Here is a 14,378-nt window from a genome sequence, read left to right as displayed (position 1 = left end):
CATGGTAACGCAAGGGTTAATATCATCAACTTCCGGGTGCTGTATCTTCCCCTGCTGCACCGCTTACCCTGGAAATTTCTACCGCGAGTTTACCGGCTATTAACCCTAACGGATCGATAACGTCTGCAAAGCTGGTCGTTTCCGGAGCCTATGAACCGCATGTCAACCGCAGCTATCAAGACGGGTCTCGCGATCACGGCGGCAGCGCTGTCGATGTTGCTCGGCGGCTGCACGAGCTACCAGCCGGCGCCGAAAGCCTTCAGCGAAGCGACCATCCAGCCCTATCGCCTCGACAGCGGCGATCGACTTCGCATCAACGTCTTCGAACAGGCGGGCCTCAGCGGCACCTATACGGTCGACCAGGCCGGGTATGTCGCCTTTCCGCTGATCGGCACGATCGCCTCGCGTGGCAAGACCCTGCCCGAGCTCGAAGGCATGATCGCCGCCAAGCTGAAGCAAGGCTACCTGCGCGATCCCGACGTCACCATCGAGGTCGACCGTTATCGTTCCGTGTTCATCATGGGCGAAGTCGGCCAGGCTGGCCAGTATGCCTATGTGCCGGGCATGACCGTGCAGAACGCCATCGCTGTTGCCGGCGGCTTCTCGCCGCGCGCCAACCAGTCCAACGCCGACATTACCCGGAAGATCAACGGCCGCATCATCACCGGCCGGGTGCCGATCACCGACGCCGTGCTTGCCGGCGACACGATCTATGTCCGCGAACGTCTGTTCTGATCTCAATGCAGCAACAGCGTCCCCTGCGCATCATTCACTGTTTCAGGTCGCCCGTCGGCGGGATCTTCCGCCATGTGCGCGACCTTGCCGAGGCGCACGCCAGCGCCGGCCACGAGGTCGGCATCCTCTGCGACAGCACCACCGGGGGCAGCTACGAAGATGCTCTGTTCGACGAGATCCGGCCCTATCTCGCGCTCGGCCTCGTGCGCATGCCGATCCATCGCTCGGTCGGACCGTCGGATTTTGCCGCCCTGTGGCGCGGCTATAAGGAAATCAGAAGTTTGCAACCGGATGTGCTGCATGGGCACGGCGCCAAGGGTGGCGCCATCGCTCGTCTCATCGGTTCAGCCTTGCGGGTCAACAGGTATCGCGTAGCCCGCCTCTATTCACCACACGGAGGTAGCCTGCACTACCGCCGCCGCTCGCTGATCGGACCGATCGTCTTCGCGCTGGAGAGGATTCAGGGACGGCTCGCCGACGCGCTCGTCTTCGTCTGCGATTTCGAACGCCAGACCTATTACTCCAAGGTCGGCAAACCGAGTGTCCGGCACGAACTGATCTACAACGGCGTAGAGGATGGCGAGTTCGAGGTCGTGGTGCCCCGGCCCGACGCCGTCGACTTCCTCTATATCGGCATGATGCGGGACCTGAAGGGTCCCGATTTGTTTGTGGACGCCTTCGCACGCACGGAACGGCTCGTCGGACGACCACTCTCGGCCCTGATGATCGGCGATGGTCCGCAACAGCAGGAATATGGCGAACTGATGCTGCAGCAGGGACTGAGCCGCCGCATCAAGATGCAGCCGGCCATGAAGACGCGCGAGGCTTTCACACTGGCGCGCAACGTCGTCGTGCCCTCACGCGCCGAATCTATGCCCTACATCGTTCTTGAGGCGCTCGCGGCGCGAAAACCCGTCATCGCCAGCCGTGTCGGCGGCATCCCAGAAATACTGGGGCGCGACAGCGCGGCACTCGCCGAACCGGCCGACGCCCAGTCATTGGCCACCATCATGGCCCGCGCGATCACGGAAGACGATTGGGCGGCGCGCGTGATGCCGGATCCAAGCACCTTCAAATCGCGATTCGCTGCTTCGGTAATGTCGGGCGATATGCTAAGGCTCTATCGGGAATTGTGCCGTTACCAGCCGCCCGCGGATAGCGTGTTGCCCACAACGTAAGCGTTTCTTAGTGGCTTTCTGCTATTCGGACTGAGGGACTTCAGCGCCGGAAGACAGCCATGAACAAGTTTGATCGCCCGGGTTCATTCGATCCCGAAACGCTTCGCAAGAAGATTTCGGCAATTCGCGCCCGCGCGCCCGGCGAGACCCCCAGCGACGAGCCCGCCGCGGAACTCAACCCGCTGGCGCGCCAGATTGCCGAACAGTTCCGGGCCGACACCTATTCGCCCGCCATGATCATGGGGCTGATGCGTCTCTTCGAGTTCAGCGCGCTCTTTGCGATCGGCTATGCCATCAACGCGCTCTATGTCCAGCCGGGCTTTGATCAACTGCCGCTCTATCTGGCCATCCTGGTTGGCGGCTCGGCGCTGGCGGTCGCCGCCATGCAGATCGCCGACACCTACCAGATCCCGGCGCTGCGCGCCTGGCTGCGCGTGATGCCGCGCATCCTCGCCGCCTGGGCCGTCGCCTTCGGCGGCATCGCCATCGCCCTGTTCTTCCTCAAATCCGGCCACCAGTATTCCCGCGTCTGGTTCGGCGGCTGGTTCATTGGTGGCGCTCTGTTTCTCCTCGCCGAGCGTGCCTTCATCGCCTATTCCATCCGCCACTGGGCGCGCAACGGCACCATGGAACGGCGCGCCGTCGTCGTCGGCGGCGGCCAGCCTGCCAAGGATCTGATCCGCACTCTCGAACACCAGGCGGACAACGACATCCGGATCTGCGGGATTTTCGACGATCGCGACGAGCGCCGCTCACCCAGCGTCATTGCCGGCTATCCCAAGCTTGGCACCGTCGACGAACTCGTGGAGTTCGCACGCCTTGCGCGCATCGACATGCTGATCATTTCGCTGCCGCTGACGGCAGAAAAGCGCATTCTGCAGCTTCTCAAGAAGCTCTGGATCCTGCCGGTCGACATCCGGCTTGCGGCCCATGCCAACAACCTGCGTTTCCGTCCGCGCAGCTATTCTCACGTCGGCGATGTGCCGATGCTCGACATCTTCGACAAGCCGATCGCCGACTGGGATTCGGTGGCCAAGCGCGGCTTCGATATCCTCTTCAGCCTGGTCGCCCTGGTGCTGTTGTGGCCGATCATGCTGGGAGCTGCCATTGCGGTCAAAGCCACCTCGCCGGGGCCGATCATCTTCAAGCAGAAGCGGCACGGCTTCAACAATGAGACGATCGAGGTCTACAAGTTCCGCTCGATGTATACCCACATGAGCGACCCGACGGCGCGCAACGCCGTCACCAAGGGCGATCCCCGCGTCACCCCGGTTGGCCGTTTCATTCGCAAATCATCGATCGATGAACTGCCCCAGATCTTCAACGTGCTGAAGGGCGAACTGTCGCTTGTCGGACCGCGCCCGCATGCCGTGCTCGCCCAGACGCAGAACCGTACCTATTCCGACGTGGTCGAGGGCTACTTCGCCCGCCACCGCGTCAAGCCTGGCGTCACCGGCTGGGCCCAGATCAACGGCTGGCGCGGCGAAATCGACAATGACGAGAAGATCCGCCTGCGCACGGCCTTCGACCTCTACTACATCGAAAACTGGTCGCTGCTCTTCGACCTGAAGATCCTGTTCCTGACGCCTTTCCGGCTTCTCAACACAGAGAATGCCTATTGAGCACCGTCGACACAGGCCGGCTCCCGATCGCTCGTCCCCAGCTTGCGGCGCTCTCGCTGCTTGGCTCCGGGCTCGTGGCGTTCGCCGTGTTTCTCTCCGGCTTCGTCATTTTCGAGCCGGCGCCCTATGAACTGTTCCTGGTCGCCCTTATCGGTCTCTGGGCCCTCTTCGGACTGAAGATCTCGCGGCACATTGCCCCGCTTTTGACCTTGCTGACGCTGTTCATGGTGGGGGGCATGCTGTCGCTGACCGTGATGGTCGACCTGAGCAAGGGCCCGATGTACATGGCGGTCTCCGGCTTCCTCGCCCTGTCATCGGTGTTTTATGCGGCCATCATCGAAGACCGGCACGAGCGTCTGCGTCTGATCTTCAATGCCTGGACATGCGCTGCAGTCATCACCGCTCTCCTCGGCATTCTCGGCTATTTCGGCGCGGTTCCGGGTGCCGAAAGCTTCACCCTCTACGGCCGCGCCAAGGGCGCATTCCAGGATCCCAACGTGTTCGGCCCCTTTCTCTCGGTGCCGGCCATGTATCTGATCCACGGGATCCTCACCCAGCCGATCCAGAAGGCGCCGCTGAAGATCGCCGCCCTGCTGATCCTGGCTCTCGGGGTCTTCCTGTCGTTTTCGCGTGCGGCCTGGGCGCTCAACCTCTTCTGCGTGGTCACCTTCGTCTTCGTCATGCTGCTCAAGGAACGCAGCGGCCTGTTTCGTCTGAGGATCCTTGTTCTCGCACTCGTCGGTGGACTGATGATCGTTGGTGCGCTGCTCGTCGCCCTTCAATCCGAGCAGGTGGCAACGTTGTTTTCCAGCCGCTCGCAGCTGGTACAGGACTATGACGGGGGCCATCTCGGGCGTTTCGAGCGTCATCGGCTTGGCTTCCAGATGTCGATGGAAAAACCGCTCGGCATCGGCCCCATGGTCTTCAGCACTATCTTCCCGGAAGACGAGCACAATGTCTGGCTGAAATCTCTGACGTCCTATGGCTGGCTCGGTTTCATCAGTTACGTGACACTCACCATCTGGACGCTTTCGCTTGGCTTCCGTTTCCTGCTGCTCAATCGCCCGTGGCAGACCTATCTGATGATCGCCTGGGTGGCGGCTCTCGGCCATGTTGGCGTCGGCAACGTCATTGACACCGATCACTGGCGCCATTTCTATCTGCTGCTCGGCATCATCTGGGGATGCGCCGCCCTCGAATATCGCCATCGCCGGCAAGCGCGCGTGCGCTGGAGCTCATGATTATGGAAAATGCCGCTGCGGGCCGGCCGAAGCCCCTCCCCTTGCCCTTGCGGCTACTGCAAGTGCTGGAACCGAGCGGCGGCGGCTCGGGTCGGCACTTTCTCGACCTGTGCCGGGGCATGCATGCCCGCGGCCACCATGTGCAGGCCGTCTACTCGCCGGTGCGCGCCGAGGACGGCTTCGTTCGTGAACTGAAGGCGATGGGCCTGCCAGCGGCGCATGCGGTCGACATGAAGCGGGCACCGGGGCCGTCGGACATCGGCGCTTTCCGTGAATTGCGACGCATCCTGCGCCACGGCAGCTTCGATATCGTCCACGGCCACAGCTCGAAGGCGGGCGCGCTGACGCGCCTGAGGTTCCCCGGCCCGCACGTGCCGAGGGTCTATACGCCGCACGCCTTTCGCACCATGGATCCGACCCTCGGCCGCGGTGGCCGGATGATGTATGGCGCAATCGAGTGGGGTCTCGCCCGATTCTTCACCGATCGACTGATTTGCGTTTCCGAAGATGAACGCCACCACGCCTTGTCCCTTCACATGCCGCAGAACCGAATATCGGTGATCGTCAACGGCGTTGAGGCGCCGTCGTGCGACATGGCGGCGACGCTGCGCGCCAGCTTCGGCATTGCGCCGGATGCCTTCGTCTTCGGCTTTATCGGCCGGCTCTCCGCGCAAAAAGCGCCGGAACGGCTGATCGCCGCATTCAGGAGCGCCGCCGCATCGGTCAAGAACAGCCACCTGGTGATCATAGGCGCCGGCGAGATGGAGAGCAGCCTGCGCAAATCCATGGCCGAAAGCGGACTGCAGAACCGTATGCATCTGACTTCTGCTTTCACCGGCCCGCAGGCGGTTTCCGCCTTCAACGTCCTGGTCATGCCGAGCCGCTATGAAGCCATGTCCTATGTCATGCTTGAGGGCGCCGCAGCCGGCAAGCCGATTATCGCCACCGACATCGGCGGCGCGCGCACCGTCATTGACGACGGCGTCAACGGCTTCATCCTGCCAAACAGCGACGACACGTCACTGCTTGCCAAGACGATGGTCAGGTCAGCGGAAACCGAAACCTTCAAGACGATGTCCGCCGCCGCCGAGCGTCTCAAGGATCGCTTCACCCTTGGTGTGATGCTCGATCAGACGGAAGTCCTTTACCGGGCACTCGCCAGCAAGAGGCGGGCACAGCCCATCCTTCCTGCGGCGAAGTAGCAACAGAACATTGCAACGGCGATCGGCAACGCACGACCTCAACGCGCAGTGGCTATCTCTGCCGCTTCATTCGCCACTTATCCACGCTGGACATTTCTTTTTCGCGCTGACTTTGAAATTCCCGCTTGCACTCTAACCGTTGAGACTATAGGGCTTTCCTCGGTTCGGAGCGTAGCGCAGCCCGGTAGCGCACTTGACTGGGGGTCAAGGGGTCGTGGGTTCGAATCCCGCCGCTCCGACCATTTCTCCTCTTTTCAGAATGATGATCTTACAACCGGCTTGCGCCGGGCCATCGCGCGTGGTTGCCAGGGGTCCAGGCCTGCGCCGCACGGCAATGGAACCTTCACCAATTCCGAAATTGTGCTGCCCGAAACACGGTACCTAACGTAACGTGAGCTTGCTATCACAATTGATTTGAGGGACAGTTTGGCACTGGCCCTTGAGGCCTGGAGCGCTCCCTATCCTGGAGAAAACCATGCCTCTTAAATCTTTGATCGCACTCGCCGCACTTGCACTTTTGACCTTGTCCGGCTGTGCGACTTCGGGCTCGACCAACACCACCTATGCCCAGTGGACTGGCCCCTACCCCGAACCTGACGTTTCCGCGTCAAGCCCGGGAGGTTTCCGGCTATCCTACTAGCGCGCCCACGGGCAACCGCGAGGTAATCGACATCGCTAAGAGCTGAACGGCGCCGTGTGATATCCTGAGCACACGGCGCCTTGGCGTTTGTGAGGACGCGCGAAATCCGACGGCCGCTCCTCGCAGCCACGACTACTAGGATGATTGCCTTCGCAAGGCGATCGGCGATGGCCGGCAGCGCAGCGAAAGACCGCGCATGCCATGGCCTGAGAGCGTGCGGCGACGCCTCGACAACGGTCGAGCACAGGCTATCACCGATGAGGCTGACGTAATGATGCTCTCGCAGCGCGGGCTGAGCCTTTAGCGCACCTGGTCGAGCAGGCGCTTGCACTCCAGGAGATCGTAGAGCGCCTCTTGCAGCAGGGCGCGATCTTCCTTGCCCACGGAAGAGGATTTGCCGAGCGAAATCTCGGGTACATCCTCGTTGCTGCCGCCAAAGGAGAAGAAGCGGCGGCTCGCCGGCGCCTTCGCACGCCCGACGATCTGATCCTCCTCGGAAAGCCCGGCCTTCGGCGGCACAGGCTCCTCATTGCTCGATGCAGCAAGCGCCTCGACCGTTGCCAGATCGCCGCTGGCGATGGCGGCAACAAACTTGTTGCCGTTCGTCTTCAGAAGCTTCTGAACGCCCTTGATGGTGTAGCCGTGATCGTAAAGCAGATGTCGGATCCCCTTGAGAAGGTCGACATCCTCCGGCCGGTAGTAGCGCCGGCCGCCGCCCCGCTTCATTGGCTTGATTTGCTGGAATCGGGTCTCCCAGAAGCGCAGAACGTGCTGCGGCAGATCGAGGTCGTCTGCGACCTCGCTGATGGTGCGAAAAGCGTCCGGGCTCTTTTCCATATCTTCCCATTCCATGTCACGCGACTCAGTCGTCGATTGCCGCAATGAACCGATATCGTACCGATGATGGCACGAATCGGCTCCATTTCAACGGCTTATGGATGGGTTTTCAACCACATTTGTGGTTGACGTCATGACTTCACGCGACGGGAGATGCAGGCTTCTGCTTGGCCCTGCGGCTCAAGTGCGCCTTCAGCACGCGCTGCTTCAGCACATTCGAGGCCTTGAAGGTCATGACCCGGCGAGGCGAGATCGGCACTTCTTCGCCGGTCTTCGGGTTTCGCCCGATGCGCTCGTTCTTGTCGCGGACCTGGAAGGTCGCGAACGAAGACAGTTTCACGCTCTCGCCACGCACGATTGCGTTGCATATTTCGTCAATGACGGTTTCCACCAGTTCGGCAGACTCTGTCCGTGACAGACCCACCTTACGAAAAACCGATTCAGCCAAGTCCGCCCGTGTTACTGTTTTTCCGCTCATCTTCCCCCACCAACGTCTGGTACGCCGATCAGCGTCCGAAGACTATTGCCCTTACCATTTCCGGTCAAGCGCCTGTTGCTTAAGCAATTTCTTTACCAGCGGAGGAGAACTGAACCCCAGGTGAAGCCGCCACCCATCGCCTCGAGCAGGACGAGGTCACCCTTCTTGATCCGTCCATCGCCCGCAGCAACGCTCAACGCCAGCGGAATGGAAGCGGCCGAGGTATTGCCATGGAGGTCGACTGTCACCACAACCTTGTCGAGCGGGATGCCAAGCTTCTTGGCAGAGCCGTCGATGATACGCCGGTTGGCCTGGTGCGGGACGAGCCAGTCGAGATCGTCCGCGGTCGTTCCGGTTGCCTCGAAGGCAGCCTCGATCACGTCGGTGATCATGCCGACGGCGTGTTTGAAGACCTCGCGACCTTCCATCTTGAGATGGCCGACGGTACCCGTGGTCGACGGCCCGCCATCGACGTAGAGTTTTTCGCGATGGGCGCCATCGGAGCGGAGCTGGGCGGTGAGCACGCCGCGATCGGCATTGTTGCCTTCCCCGTGCTGGGCCTCGAGAACGATGGCGCCGGCACCGTCGCCGAAGAGCACGCAGGTCGTGCGGTCATTCCAGTCGAGGATGCGCGAGAATGTCTCTGCGCCGATCACCAACACACGCTTTGCCAGCCCGCCGCGGATATAGGCGTCTGCCGTGGTTACCGCATAGACGAAGCCGGAACAGACGGCTTGCATGTCGAAGGCTGCGCCATGACGCATGCCGAGACGGTCCTGGATGTTGACCGCAGTTGCCGGAAACGTGTTGTCCGGCGTCGAGGTCGCAAGGATGATCAGATCGATGTCATCGGGGGTCAGGCCTGCATTGGCGAGTGCGGCGCGCGCCGCGCCCTCACCCAGCGACGCGGTGGTTTCGCCTTCACCGGCGATGTAGCGCTGGCGGATACCGGTGCGCTGCACGATCCACTCATCGGACGTATCGACCTTGGACTCGAGTTCCTGATTGGTAACCACGCGCTTTGGCAACGCTGCGCCGAAGCCGCGAACGACGGAACGGATCATCTATTCAAACCTCATCATTCATGCCGGCGGAAAGGGCCCGTGGCGGCTCGGCGCCATGATACTTCGCCAGATCGAATTCGATCTTCGACTTCAGGCCGTTCTTCACCATGTCGTAACCGACGTCGATTGCGGCGGCAAACCCCTCGGCGTCAGCGCCACCATGGCTCTTGATCACGACGCCATTGAGGCCGAGGAAGACACCGCCGTTGACCTTGCGGGGATCCATCTTCTCGCGCAGGCGGTCAAACGCGCCCTTCGCCAGAATGTAACCGATCTTGGCAAGCAGGGTGCGCGACATCGCGGCGCGCAGATACTCGGCAATCTGGCGCGCGGTGCCCTCGGCAGCCTTCAATGCGATGTTGCCGGAGAAGCCTTCGGTGACGACAACGTCGACCGTTCCGCGACCGATATCGTCTCCTTCGACGAAGCCGTAATAGTCAAAGCCATCAATGTTGGCTTCGCGGATCAGGCGGCCGGCCTCCTTGACCTCTTCCTGCCCCTTGATCTCCTCGACCCCGACATTCAGAAGGCCGACCGTCGGCCGCTCGATCTCAAACAGCGCCCGCGCCATGGCGCCGCCCATCAACGCGAAATCCATGAGCTGCTGCGCGTCGGCTCCGATCGTCGCGCCGACGTCGAGCACGATGCTCTCGCCTTTCAGCGTCGGCCAGATGGCGGCAATCGCCGGGCGCTGGATGCCCTGCATCGTGCGCAAACAGAAGACCGACATGGCCATGAGTGCGCCCGTATTGCCGGCCGAGACGACGACATCGGCCTCGCCGGCGTTGATCGCATCGATCGCCTTCCACATGCTCGACTTGCCGCGGCCGCGGCGAAGAGCCTGGCTTGGCTTCTCGTCCATCCCGACGGCAATTTCGCAATCGTAGAAGGTGCTGCTGGCCTTCAGCTTCGGATGTTTCTCCAGGAGGTCCGCGCATTGCGCCTCGATGCCGAACAACACGAACTTGATGTCCGGATGACGCTCGAGCGCTCTTGCTGCGCCCGGGATGACGACTTCGGGACCATAGTCGCCACCCATCACGTCAAGTGAAATTCTGACCACGCGTGTCTTGTCCTTTACTTCTGCCACACAACACGTGCCGTCGTGGCGCATTCAACGGGAACGCAATGACGAAACATATTGCTTCTGACGCTTGAGCCAAGCAGGGCAGATCGCTTCAGCGGCTCTTTTGGCCGGTTTGGGGCCAAAATACTGCTTTTCCTTTTCGTGACAACCGAATTGTAGCCGAGATTCTGGCGGCCTCAGTCCTTTTTCCAGTCCTTCAGCACTGCAAACGGGTTCGGCTTCTTGTCATCGGCCGCCGTGCTCTCGATGCGTTCCCCGAAGGTCACACCCGGCTTGCGCGGGTAGGGATCGATGGCGAGCGCCACCTGCTCGCTGACGACCACACCGGCATCGATCGTGTCACCGGTGAAGGTGTCGGGAATATCGGGCCCGTCCGGATCCAGCACCATTTCGCCACCGTCATTGCTCGCCTGGCGGGCAAGCCGGGAACCTTCCGGCACCAGGATCGCCTCGACGGGTTCGCGAATGTCGGCTTCCACCGGATCCAGCGTCACGACACAGCTCTGAACGATGCGCGCGGAGACGTCACCCTTGATCTTGATGCCATCCTTTTTCCAGCGCGCGATCTGCAATTCGGCAGTCAACTCCAGAACCTCGTTGACACCCCAGAGCTTCGCAAGGGCCGCCCGCTCCCGCTCGTTTGCGGAAAGGTGCACATTGACTGCGTTGGCCGAGATATGCCCCACCTTCACCGGGTATGAGAAGGCCGGCTGGCTATCGTCTTTCATGATCGGATCCTTCCTCGGGCAGGCGCTCGACGGCGCCCGCACGCGATGAACAGCCACCACTCGGGTGTCCGGCGGCGGTGCTTTTTATCTCTCTTACGCTCCGGCGGGTGGGATGCGCAACTGGCCAGCCTCGACGACGGCCTCATCGACATCGACGAGCTGCGCCTCAACCGCGAGCAAATAGGCGGCAAGCGCGTCCATCGTTGGAGCGGCATCACCGCCGTCCGGGTGGAAATTGCGCCTCAGTGCCGCGGCCAGAGCCACGCCGTCCTTTTCTTCCAGCGCCGTCGCGTAGGCTTCGAGGCGGCCGTAATACATGCTGGCCAGCTTCTTCATCTTCTTCGGCACGCCAGCGTCACCAACGCCGAGTTCTCGAATTGAATGATCGACATCCTCGAAGAAGGCATCGATGATCTCCTGGGCAATCTCCTGGCCGGGCCGCGCCGAGGCGCGCGTGCGGCGGAAATAGAGGATCAACATGGCCGAGAGCATCTCGAAGCGTCCCATGACCGTGTCAGGCACATCGAGGTCGGTGTAGAGATAGGGTTGGCGTGCCGCCGACGTCAGCAGTGCGTACTGCCGCTCGACAATCGTGGTGTTGCCACTTTTTCTTTTAAACAGTCCAAAAATCATCACAAAGCTCGGGCTTGGCTTTTCCGAAATGCGCGCAAGCGCCCATCCCGTTGTTGCATGACGGCCGAAGCTGGTTTACCGAAGCAGGCACGAATTGCAATGGCGGATCTGCCATCGTTTCTCCAAGGGGAGCTGTCGTTGACGAAGCGGTATTTGAGAAAGAATTTTAAGACCCTCGGCCGCGTGGCGGTCGTAGCTACCATCGCCGGCCTCACCCTTTCAGCCTGCCAATCCGCCAATGTCGGAGAAGTCCTTCACCAGGGTTATGTGGTTGACCAGGAAACGCTAAATCTCGTTCCTGTTGGTTCGAGCCGCGAGCAGGTTCTCCTGTCGCTCGGCACGCCGTCGACGACCGCGACCTTCGACAATGAAGTGTTTTACTACATCTCGCAAACTCGCAAGCGTCCGGTCGCCTTCATGAAGCCACAGCTGATCGGCCAGTCGATCCTTGCGGTCTATTTCGACAAGGAAGGGACCGTCAGCCAGCTCGCCCATTACACGCTCAAGGACGGCAAGGTCTTCGACATGCTGTCGCGCACGACACCGACCGGCGGCAAGGAAACGAGCTTCCTCGGCCAGTTGCTGACAGGCCCCGGCGCCGGACAGGCTGCAGCACGCAGCCTCTTCAAGGACTTCGGGAGCAGGTAGTTTACCGATCGCAAAGAAAAGGCCCGCGGAAGTCGCTTCCGCGGGCCTTTTTCGTTTCAGCGATGCAATCAGGCAAGAACTGCAAGCAGCAGCAAGGCCACGATGTTGGTGATCTTGATTGCCGGGTTGACCGCAGGGCCGGCCGTATCCTTGTAAGGATCGCCGACCGTGTCGCCGGTGACGGATGCCTTGTGGGCGTCCGAGCCCTTGAGGTGGCGAGTGCCGTTCTTGTCGACGAAACCGTCCTCGAAGCTCTTCTTGGCATTGTCCCAGGCACCACCGCCCGAAGTCATCGAGATCGCCACGAAGAGGCCGTTGACGATAACACCGAGAAGCGATGCCCCGAGTGCCGCAAAAGCCGAAGCCTTCGAGCCTGAAAGAAGCAAGACGCCGAAGTAGACGACGATCGGCGCCAGCACCGGCAGCAGCGAAGGAACGACCATTTCGCGGATCGCAGCCTTCGTCAAAAGATCAACGGCACGGCCGTAGTCCGGCCGCTCCTTGCCTTCCATGATCCCCGGCTTTTCGCGGAACTGTCGACGAACCTCCTCGACGATCGAGCCGGCAGCACGGCCGACGGCCGTCATCGCGATACCGCCGAAGAGGTAGGGGATGAGACCACCGAAGATCAGCCCCGCGACCACGTAGGGGTTGGAAAGGTCGAAGGAGATCTGACCGACGTCGGCAAAGTACGGATACTTGTCGCCATTGGCCGCGAAGTAGCTGAGGTCGTTCGAATAGGCGGCGAAGAGCACCAGGGCGCCGAGACCGGCCGAACCGATCGCATAACCCTTGGTGACCGCCTTGGTGGTGTTGCCGACGGCGTCGAGCGCGTCGGTCGATTTGCGCACTTCCGGCGGAAGGTGCGACATTTCCGCGATGCCACCGGCATTGTCGGTCACAGGCCCGAAGGCATCGAGCGCCACGATCATGCCGGCAAGGCCGAGCATGGCGGTGACGGCAATGCCGGTGCCGAAGAGGCCCGCGAGCTGGTAGGTGGCGATGATGCCGCCGACAATGACGATCGCCGGCAGGGCAGTCGATTCCAGCGAGACCGCAAGCCCCTGGATCACGTTGGTGCCATGGCCGGTGACCGAGGCCTGGGCGATCGAGTTTACCGGGCGCTTGTTGGTGCCGGTATAGTACTCCGTGATCACCACGATCAGAGCCGTGACGACCAGGCCGAGGATGCCGCAAAGAAACAGGTTCCAGCCGGTGATGTCCTTGCCCGCGACAGTGCCGATCGCGCCCCACCCGATGGTAAACGACGTGGCTGCTCCAAGCCCCAGGATCGACAAGGCGCCAGTGACGATCAGGCCCTTGTAGAGTGCGCCCATGATCGAGTTGTTGGTGCCGAGCTTGACGAAGAAGGTACCAACGATCGAGGTGATGATGCAGGCTGCGCAAATCGCCAGCGGATAGACCATGACGGTCGCAAGCACCGGCGTGCCGGCAAAGAAGATTGCCGCCAGCACCATGGTCGCCACGACCGAGACGGCATAGGTCTCGAACAGGTCGGCGGCCATGCCGGCGCAGTCACCGACATTGTCACCGACGTTGTCGGCAATCGTCGCCGGGTTGCGCGGATCATCCTCGGGAATACCGGCTTCCACCTTGCCGACGAGGTCACCGCCGACGTCCGCACCCTTGGTGAAGATACCGCCGCCGAGACGGGCAAAGATCGAGATCAGCGAAGCGCCGAAACCGAGGGCCACCAGCGCATCGATCACTTCGCGCGAGGCAGGTTCATGCCCGAGACCGGCCGTGAGGACGACGTAGTAGACGGAGACGCCGAGAAGCGCCAAACCCGCTACGAGAAGGCCGGTGATGGCGCCGGACTTGAAAGCGATGTCGAGGCCGGAAGCAAGGCTGACCGAAGCCGCCTGGGCAGTGCGGACATTGGCCCGAACCGAAACATGCATGCCGATGAAGCCGGCGGCGCCCGAAAGGATCGCACCGACGAGAAAGCCGAACGCGGCGGCGGGAGAAAGAAGAACCCAAGCGGCGATGAATACGACGACACCGACGATGGCAATGGTCTTATACTGACGCGTGAGATAGGCCTGCGCCCCTTCACGAATGTAGCCTGCGATTTCTTGCATGCGGGCGTTCCCCTGGTCGGCGGCAAGCACCGACTGTGTTGCCCAGATGGCGTAAGCCACCGCGAGCAACCCGCATGCGATAACGCCCAACAAAATGGTCATTTCGCATTACCCTCCGTTACAACCCGCGGACTCACTCCCGGCCGCAGGCCCCTCAAATCCGCGAATCACGCACCACCTCCT

14 protein-coding genes and 1 tRNA gene are annotated in these 14,378 nt (G+C 61.6%); 8 read left to right on the top strand and 7 right to left on the bottom strand.

What is annotated here, in order from left to right; translation table 11 throughout:
* Window positions 1-159 precede the first annotated feature (159 nt).
* The 7 genes from MKZ91_RS26360 (at window position 160) to MKZ91_RS26330 (ending at window position 6,618) form a co-directional block, all read left to right on the top strand.
* Window positions 160-735, top strand: coding sequence for a polysaccharide biosynthesis/export family protein (locus MKZ91_RS26360; protein ID WP_336173998.1), 576 nt, complete (start codon window positions 160-162; stop codon window positions 733-735).
* Between the two features lie 5 nt (window positions 736-740).
* Window positions 741-1,913 (top strand): glycosyltransferase family 4 protein, encoded by a 1,173-nt coding sequence (locus tag MKZ91_RS26355; RefSeq protein WP_336173997.1) that lies wholly within the window; start codon window positions 741-743, stop codon window positions 1,911-1,913.
* Window positions 1,914-1,972: 59 nt separating this feature from the next.
* On the top strand, window positions 1,973-3,535 hold the full coding sequence (locus MKZ91_RS26350) for an undecaprenyl-phosphate glucose phosphotransferase (protein ID WP_336173995.1): 1,563 nt from the start codon (window positions 1,973-1,975) through the stop codon (window positions 3,533-3,535).
* On the top strand, window positions 3,532-4,776 hold the full coding sequence (locus MKZ91_RS26345; protein ID WP_336173994.1) for an O-antigen ligase family protein: 1,245 nt from the start codon (window positions 3,532-3,534) through the stop codon (window positions 4,774-4,776). The genes MKZ91_RS26350 and MKZ91_RS26345 overlap by 4 nt, the downstream gene beginning before the upstream one ends.
* A 2-nt stretch (window positions 4,777-4,778) precedes the next feature.
* Window positions 4,779-5,978, top strand: a complete 1,200-nt coding sequence (locus MKZ91_RS26340) for a glycosyltransferase (protein WP_336173993.1) — start codon at window positions 4,779-4,781, stop codon at window positions 5,976-5,978.
* A 165-nt stretch (window positions 5,979-6,143) separates the two neighbouring features.
* Window positions 6,144-6,220 (top strand) — tRNA-Pro (locus MKZ91_RS26335).
* A gap of 233 nt (window positions 6,221-6,453) precedes the next feature.
* Window positions 6,454-6,618 carry a hypothetical protein gene (locus MKZ91_RS26330; RefSeq protein WP_336173992.1) on the top strand — a complete coding sequence of 55 codons (165 nt, stop codon included), beginning with the start codon at window positions 6,454-6,456 and terminating at the stop codon, window positions 6,616-6,618.
* Between the two features lie 300 nt (window positions 6,619-6,918).
* Here MKZ91_RS26330 and MKZ91_RS26325 read toward each other — a convergent pair whose 3' ends face one another.
* From MKZ91_RS26325 to MKZ91_RS26300, 6 genes are all read right to left on the bottom strand, one after another.
* Entirely contained in the window at window positions 6,919-7,455 is a 537-nt protein-coding gene (locus MKZ91_RS26325) for a MerR family transcriptional regulator (RefSeq protein WP_336174020.1), read from the bottom strand.
* Between the two features lie 139 nt (window positions 7,456-7,594).
* On the bottom strand, window positions 7,595-7,933 hold the full coding sequence (locus MKZ91_RS26320) for an integration host factor subunit alpha (RefSeq protein WP_336173991.1): 339 nt from the start codon (window positions 7,931-7,933) through the stop codon (window positions 7,595-7,597).
* Between the two features lie 92 nt (window positions 7,934-8,025).
* Window positions 8,026-8,997, bottom strand: a complete 972-nt coding sequence (locus MKZ91_RS26315) for a beta-ketoacyl-ACP synthase III (protein WP_336173990.1) — start codon at window positions 8,995-8,997, stop codon at window positions 8,026-8,028.
* Between the two features lie 4 nt (window positions 8,998-9,001).
* Window positions 9,002-10,060: a phosphate acyltransferase PlsX gene (plsX, locus tag MKZ91_RS26310; protein WP_336173989.1), complete on the bottom strand. Its 1,059-nt coding sequence runs from the start codon at window positions 10,058-10,060 to the stop codon at window positions 9,002-9,004.
* A gap of 200 nt (window positions 10,061-10,260) precedes the next feature.
* A complete protein-coding gene (locus tag MKZ91_RS26305) occupies window positions 10,261-10,812 on the bottom strand; it encodes a YceD family protein (protein ID WP_336173988.1) in 552 nt (183 codons plus the stop codon).
* 93 nt (window positions 10,813-10,905) lie between these two features.
* Window positions 10,906-11,445, bottom strand: a complete 540-nt coding sequence (locus tag MKZ91_RS26300; RefSeq protein ID WP_336173987.1) for a ubiquinol-cytochrome C chaperone family protein — start codon at window positions 11,443-11,445, stop codon at window positions 10,906-10,908.
* A gap of 138 nt (window positions 11,446-11,583) precedes the next feature.
* Here MKZ91_RS26300 and MKZ91_RS26295 point away from each other — a divergent pair, with 138 nt between their 5' ends.
* Entirely contained in the window at window positions 11,584-12,093 is a 510-nt protein-coding gene (locus tag MKZ91_RS26295; protein WP_336173986.1) for an outer membrane protein assembly factor BamE, read from the top strand.
* A gap of 68 nt (window positions 12,094-12,161) precedes the next feature.
* Here MKZ91_RS26295 and MKZ91_RS26290 read toward each other — a convergent pair whose 3' ends face one another.
* Window positions 12,162-14,297: a sodium-translocating pyrophosphatase gene (locus MKZ91_RS26290; RefSeq protein WP_336173985.1), complete on the bottom strand. Its 2,136-nt coding sequence runs from the start codon at window positions 14,295-14,297 to the stop codon at window positions 12,162-12,164.
* Between the last annotated feature and the right edge of the window lie 81 nt (window positions 14,298-14,378).

It is taken from the genome of Ensifer sp. MJa1 (assembly GCF_037026475.1).
Classification (GTDB): Bacteria; Pseudomonadota; Alphaproteobacteria; order Rhizobiales; family Rhizobiaceae; genus Ensifer.
This window is presented reverse-complemented; position numbering and strand designations above follow the sequence as displayed.

Bases quoted from the DNA above. Each gene is read 5' to 3' on its own strand.
- MKZ91_RS26360 (WP_336173998.1), top strand. From the start codon at position 160: ATGTCAACCGCAGCTATCAAGACGGGTCTCGCGATCACGGCGGCAGCG.
- MKZ91_RS26355 (WP_336173997.1), top strand. From the start codon at position 741: ATGCAGCAACAGCGTCCCCTGCGCATCATTCACTGTTTCAGGTCGCCC.
- MKZ91_RS26350 (WP_336173995.1), top strand. From the start codon at position 1,973: ATGAACAAGTTTGATCGCCCGGGTTCATTCGATCCCGAAACGCTTCGC.
- MKZ91_RS26340 (WP_336173993.1), top strand. From the start codon at position 4,779: ATGGAAAATGCCGCTGCGGGCCGGCCGAAGCCCCTCCCCTTGCCCTTG.
- MKZ91_RS26330 (WP_336173992.1), top strand. From the start codon at position 6,454: ATGCCTCTTAAATCTTTGATCGCACTCGCCGCACTTGCACTTTTGACC.
- MKZ91_RS26325 (WP_336174020.1), bottom strand. From the start codon at position 7,455: ATGGAAAAGAGCCCGGACGCTTTTCGCACCATCAGCGAGGTCGCAGAC.
- MKZ91_RS26320 (WP_336173991.1), bottom strand. From the start codon at position 7,933: ATGAGCGGAAAAACAGTAACACGGGCGGACTTGGCTGAATCGGTTTTT.
- MKZ91_RS26315 (WP_336173990.1), bottom strand. From the start codon at position 8,997: ATGATCCGTTCCGTCGTTCGCGGCTTCGGCGCAGCGTTGCCAAAGCGC.
- MKZ91_RS26305 (WP_336173988.1), bottom strand. From the start codon at position 10,812: ATGAAAGACGATAGCCAGCCGGCCTTCTCATACCCGGTGAAGGTGGGG.
- MKZ91_RS26300 (WP_336173987.1), bottom strand. From the start codon at position 11,445: ATGATTTTTGGACTGTTTAAAAGAAAAAGTGGCAACACCACGATTGTC.
- MKZ91_RS26290 (WP_336173985.1), bottom strand. From the start codon at position 14,297: ATGACCATTTTGTTGGGCGTTATCGCATGCGGGTTGCTCGCGGTGGCT.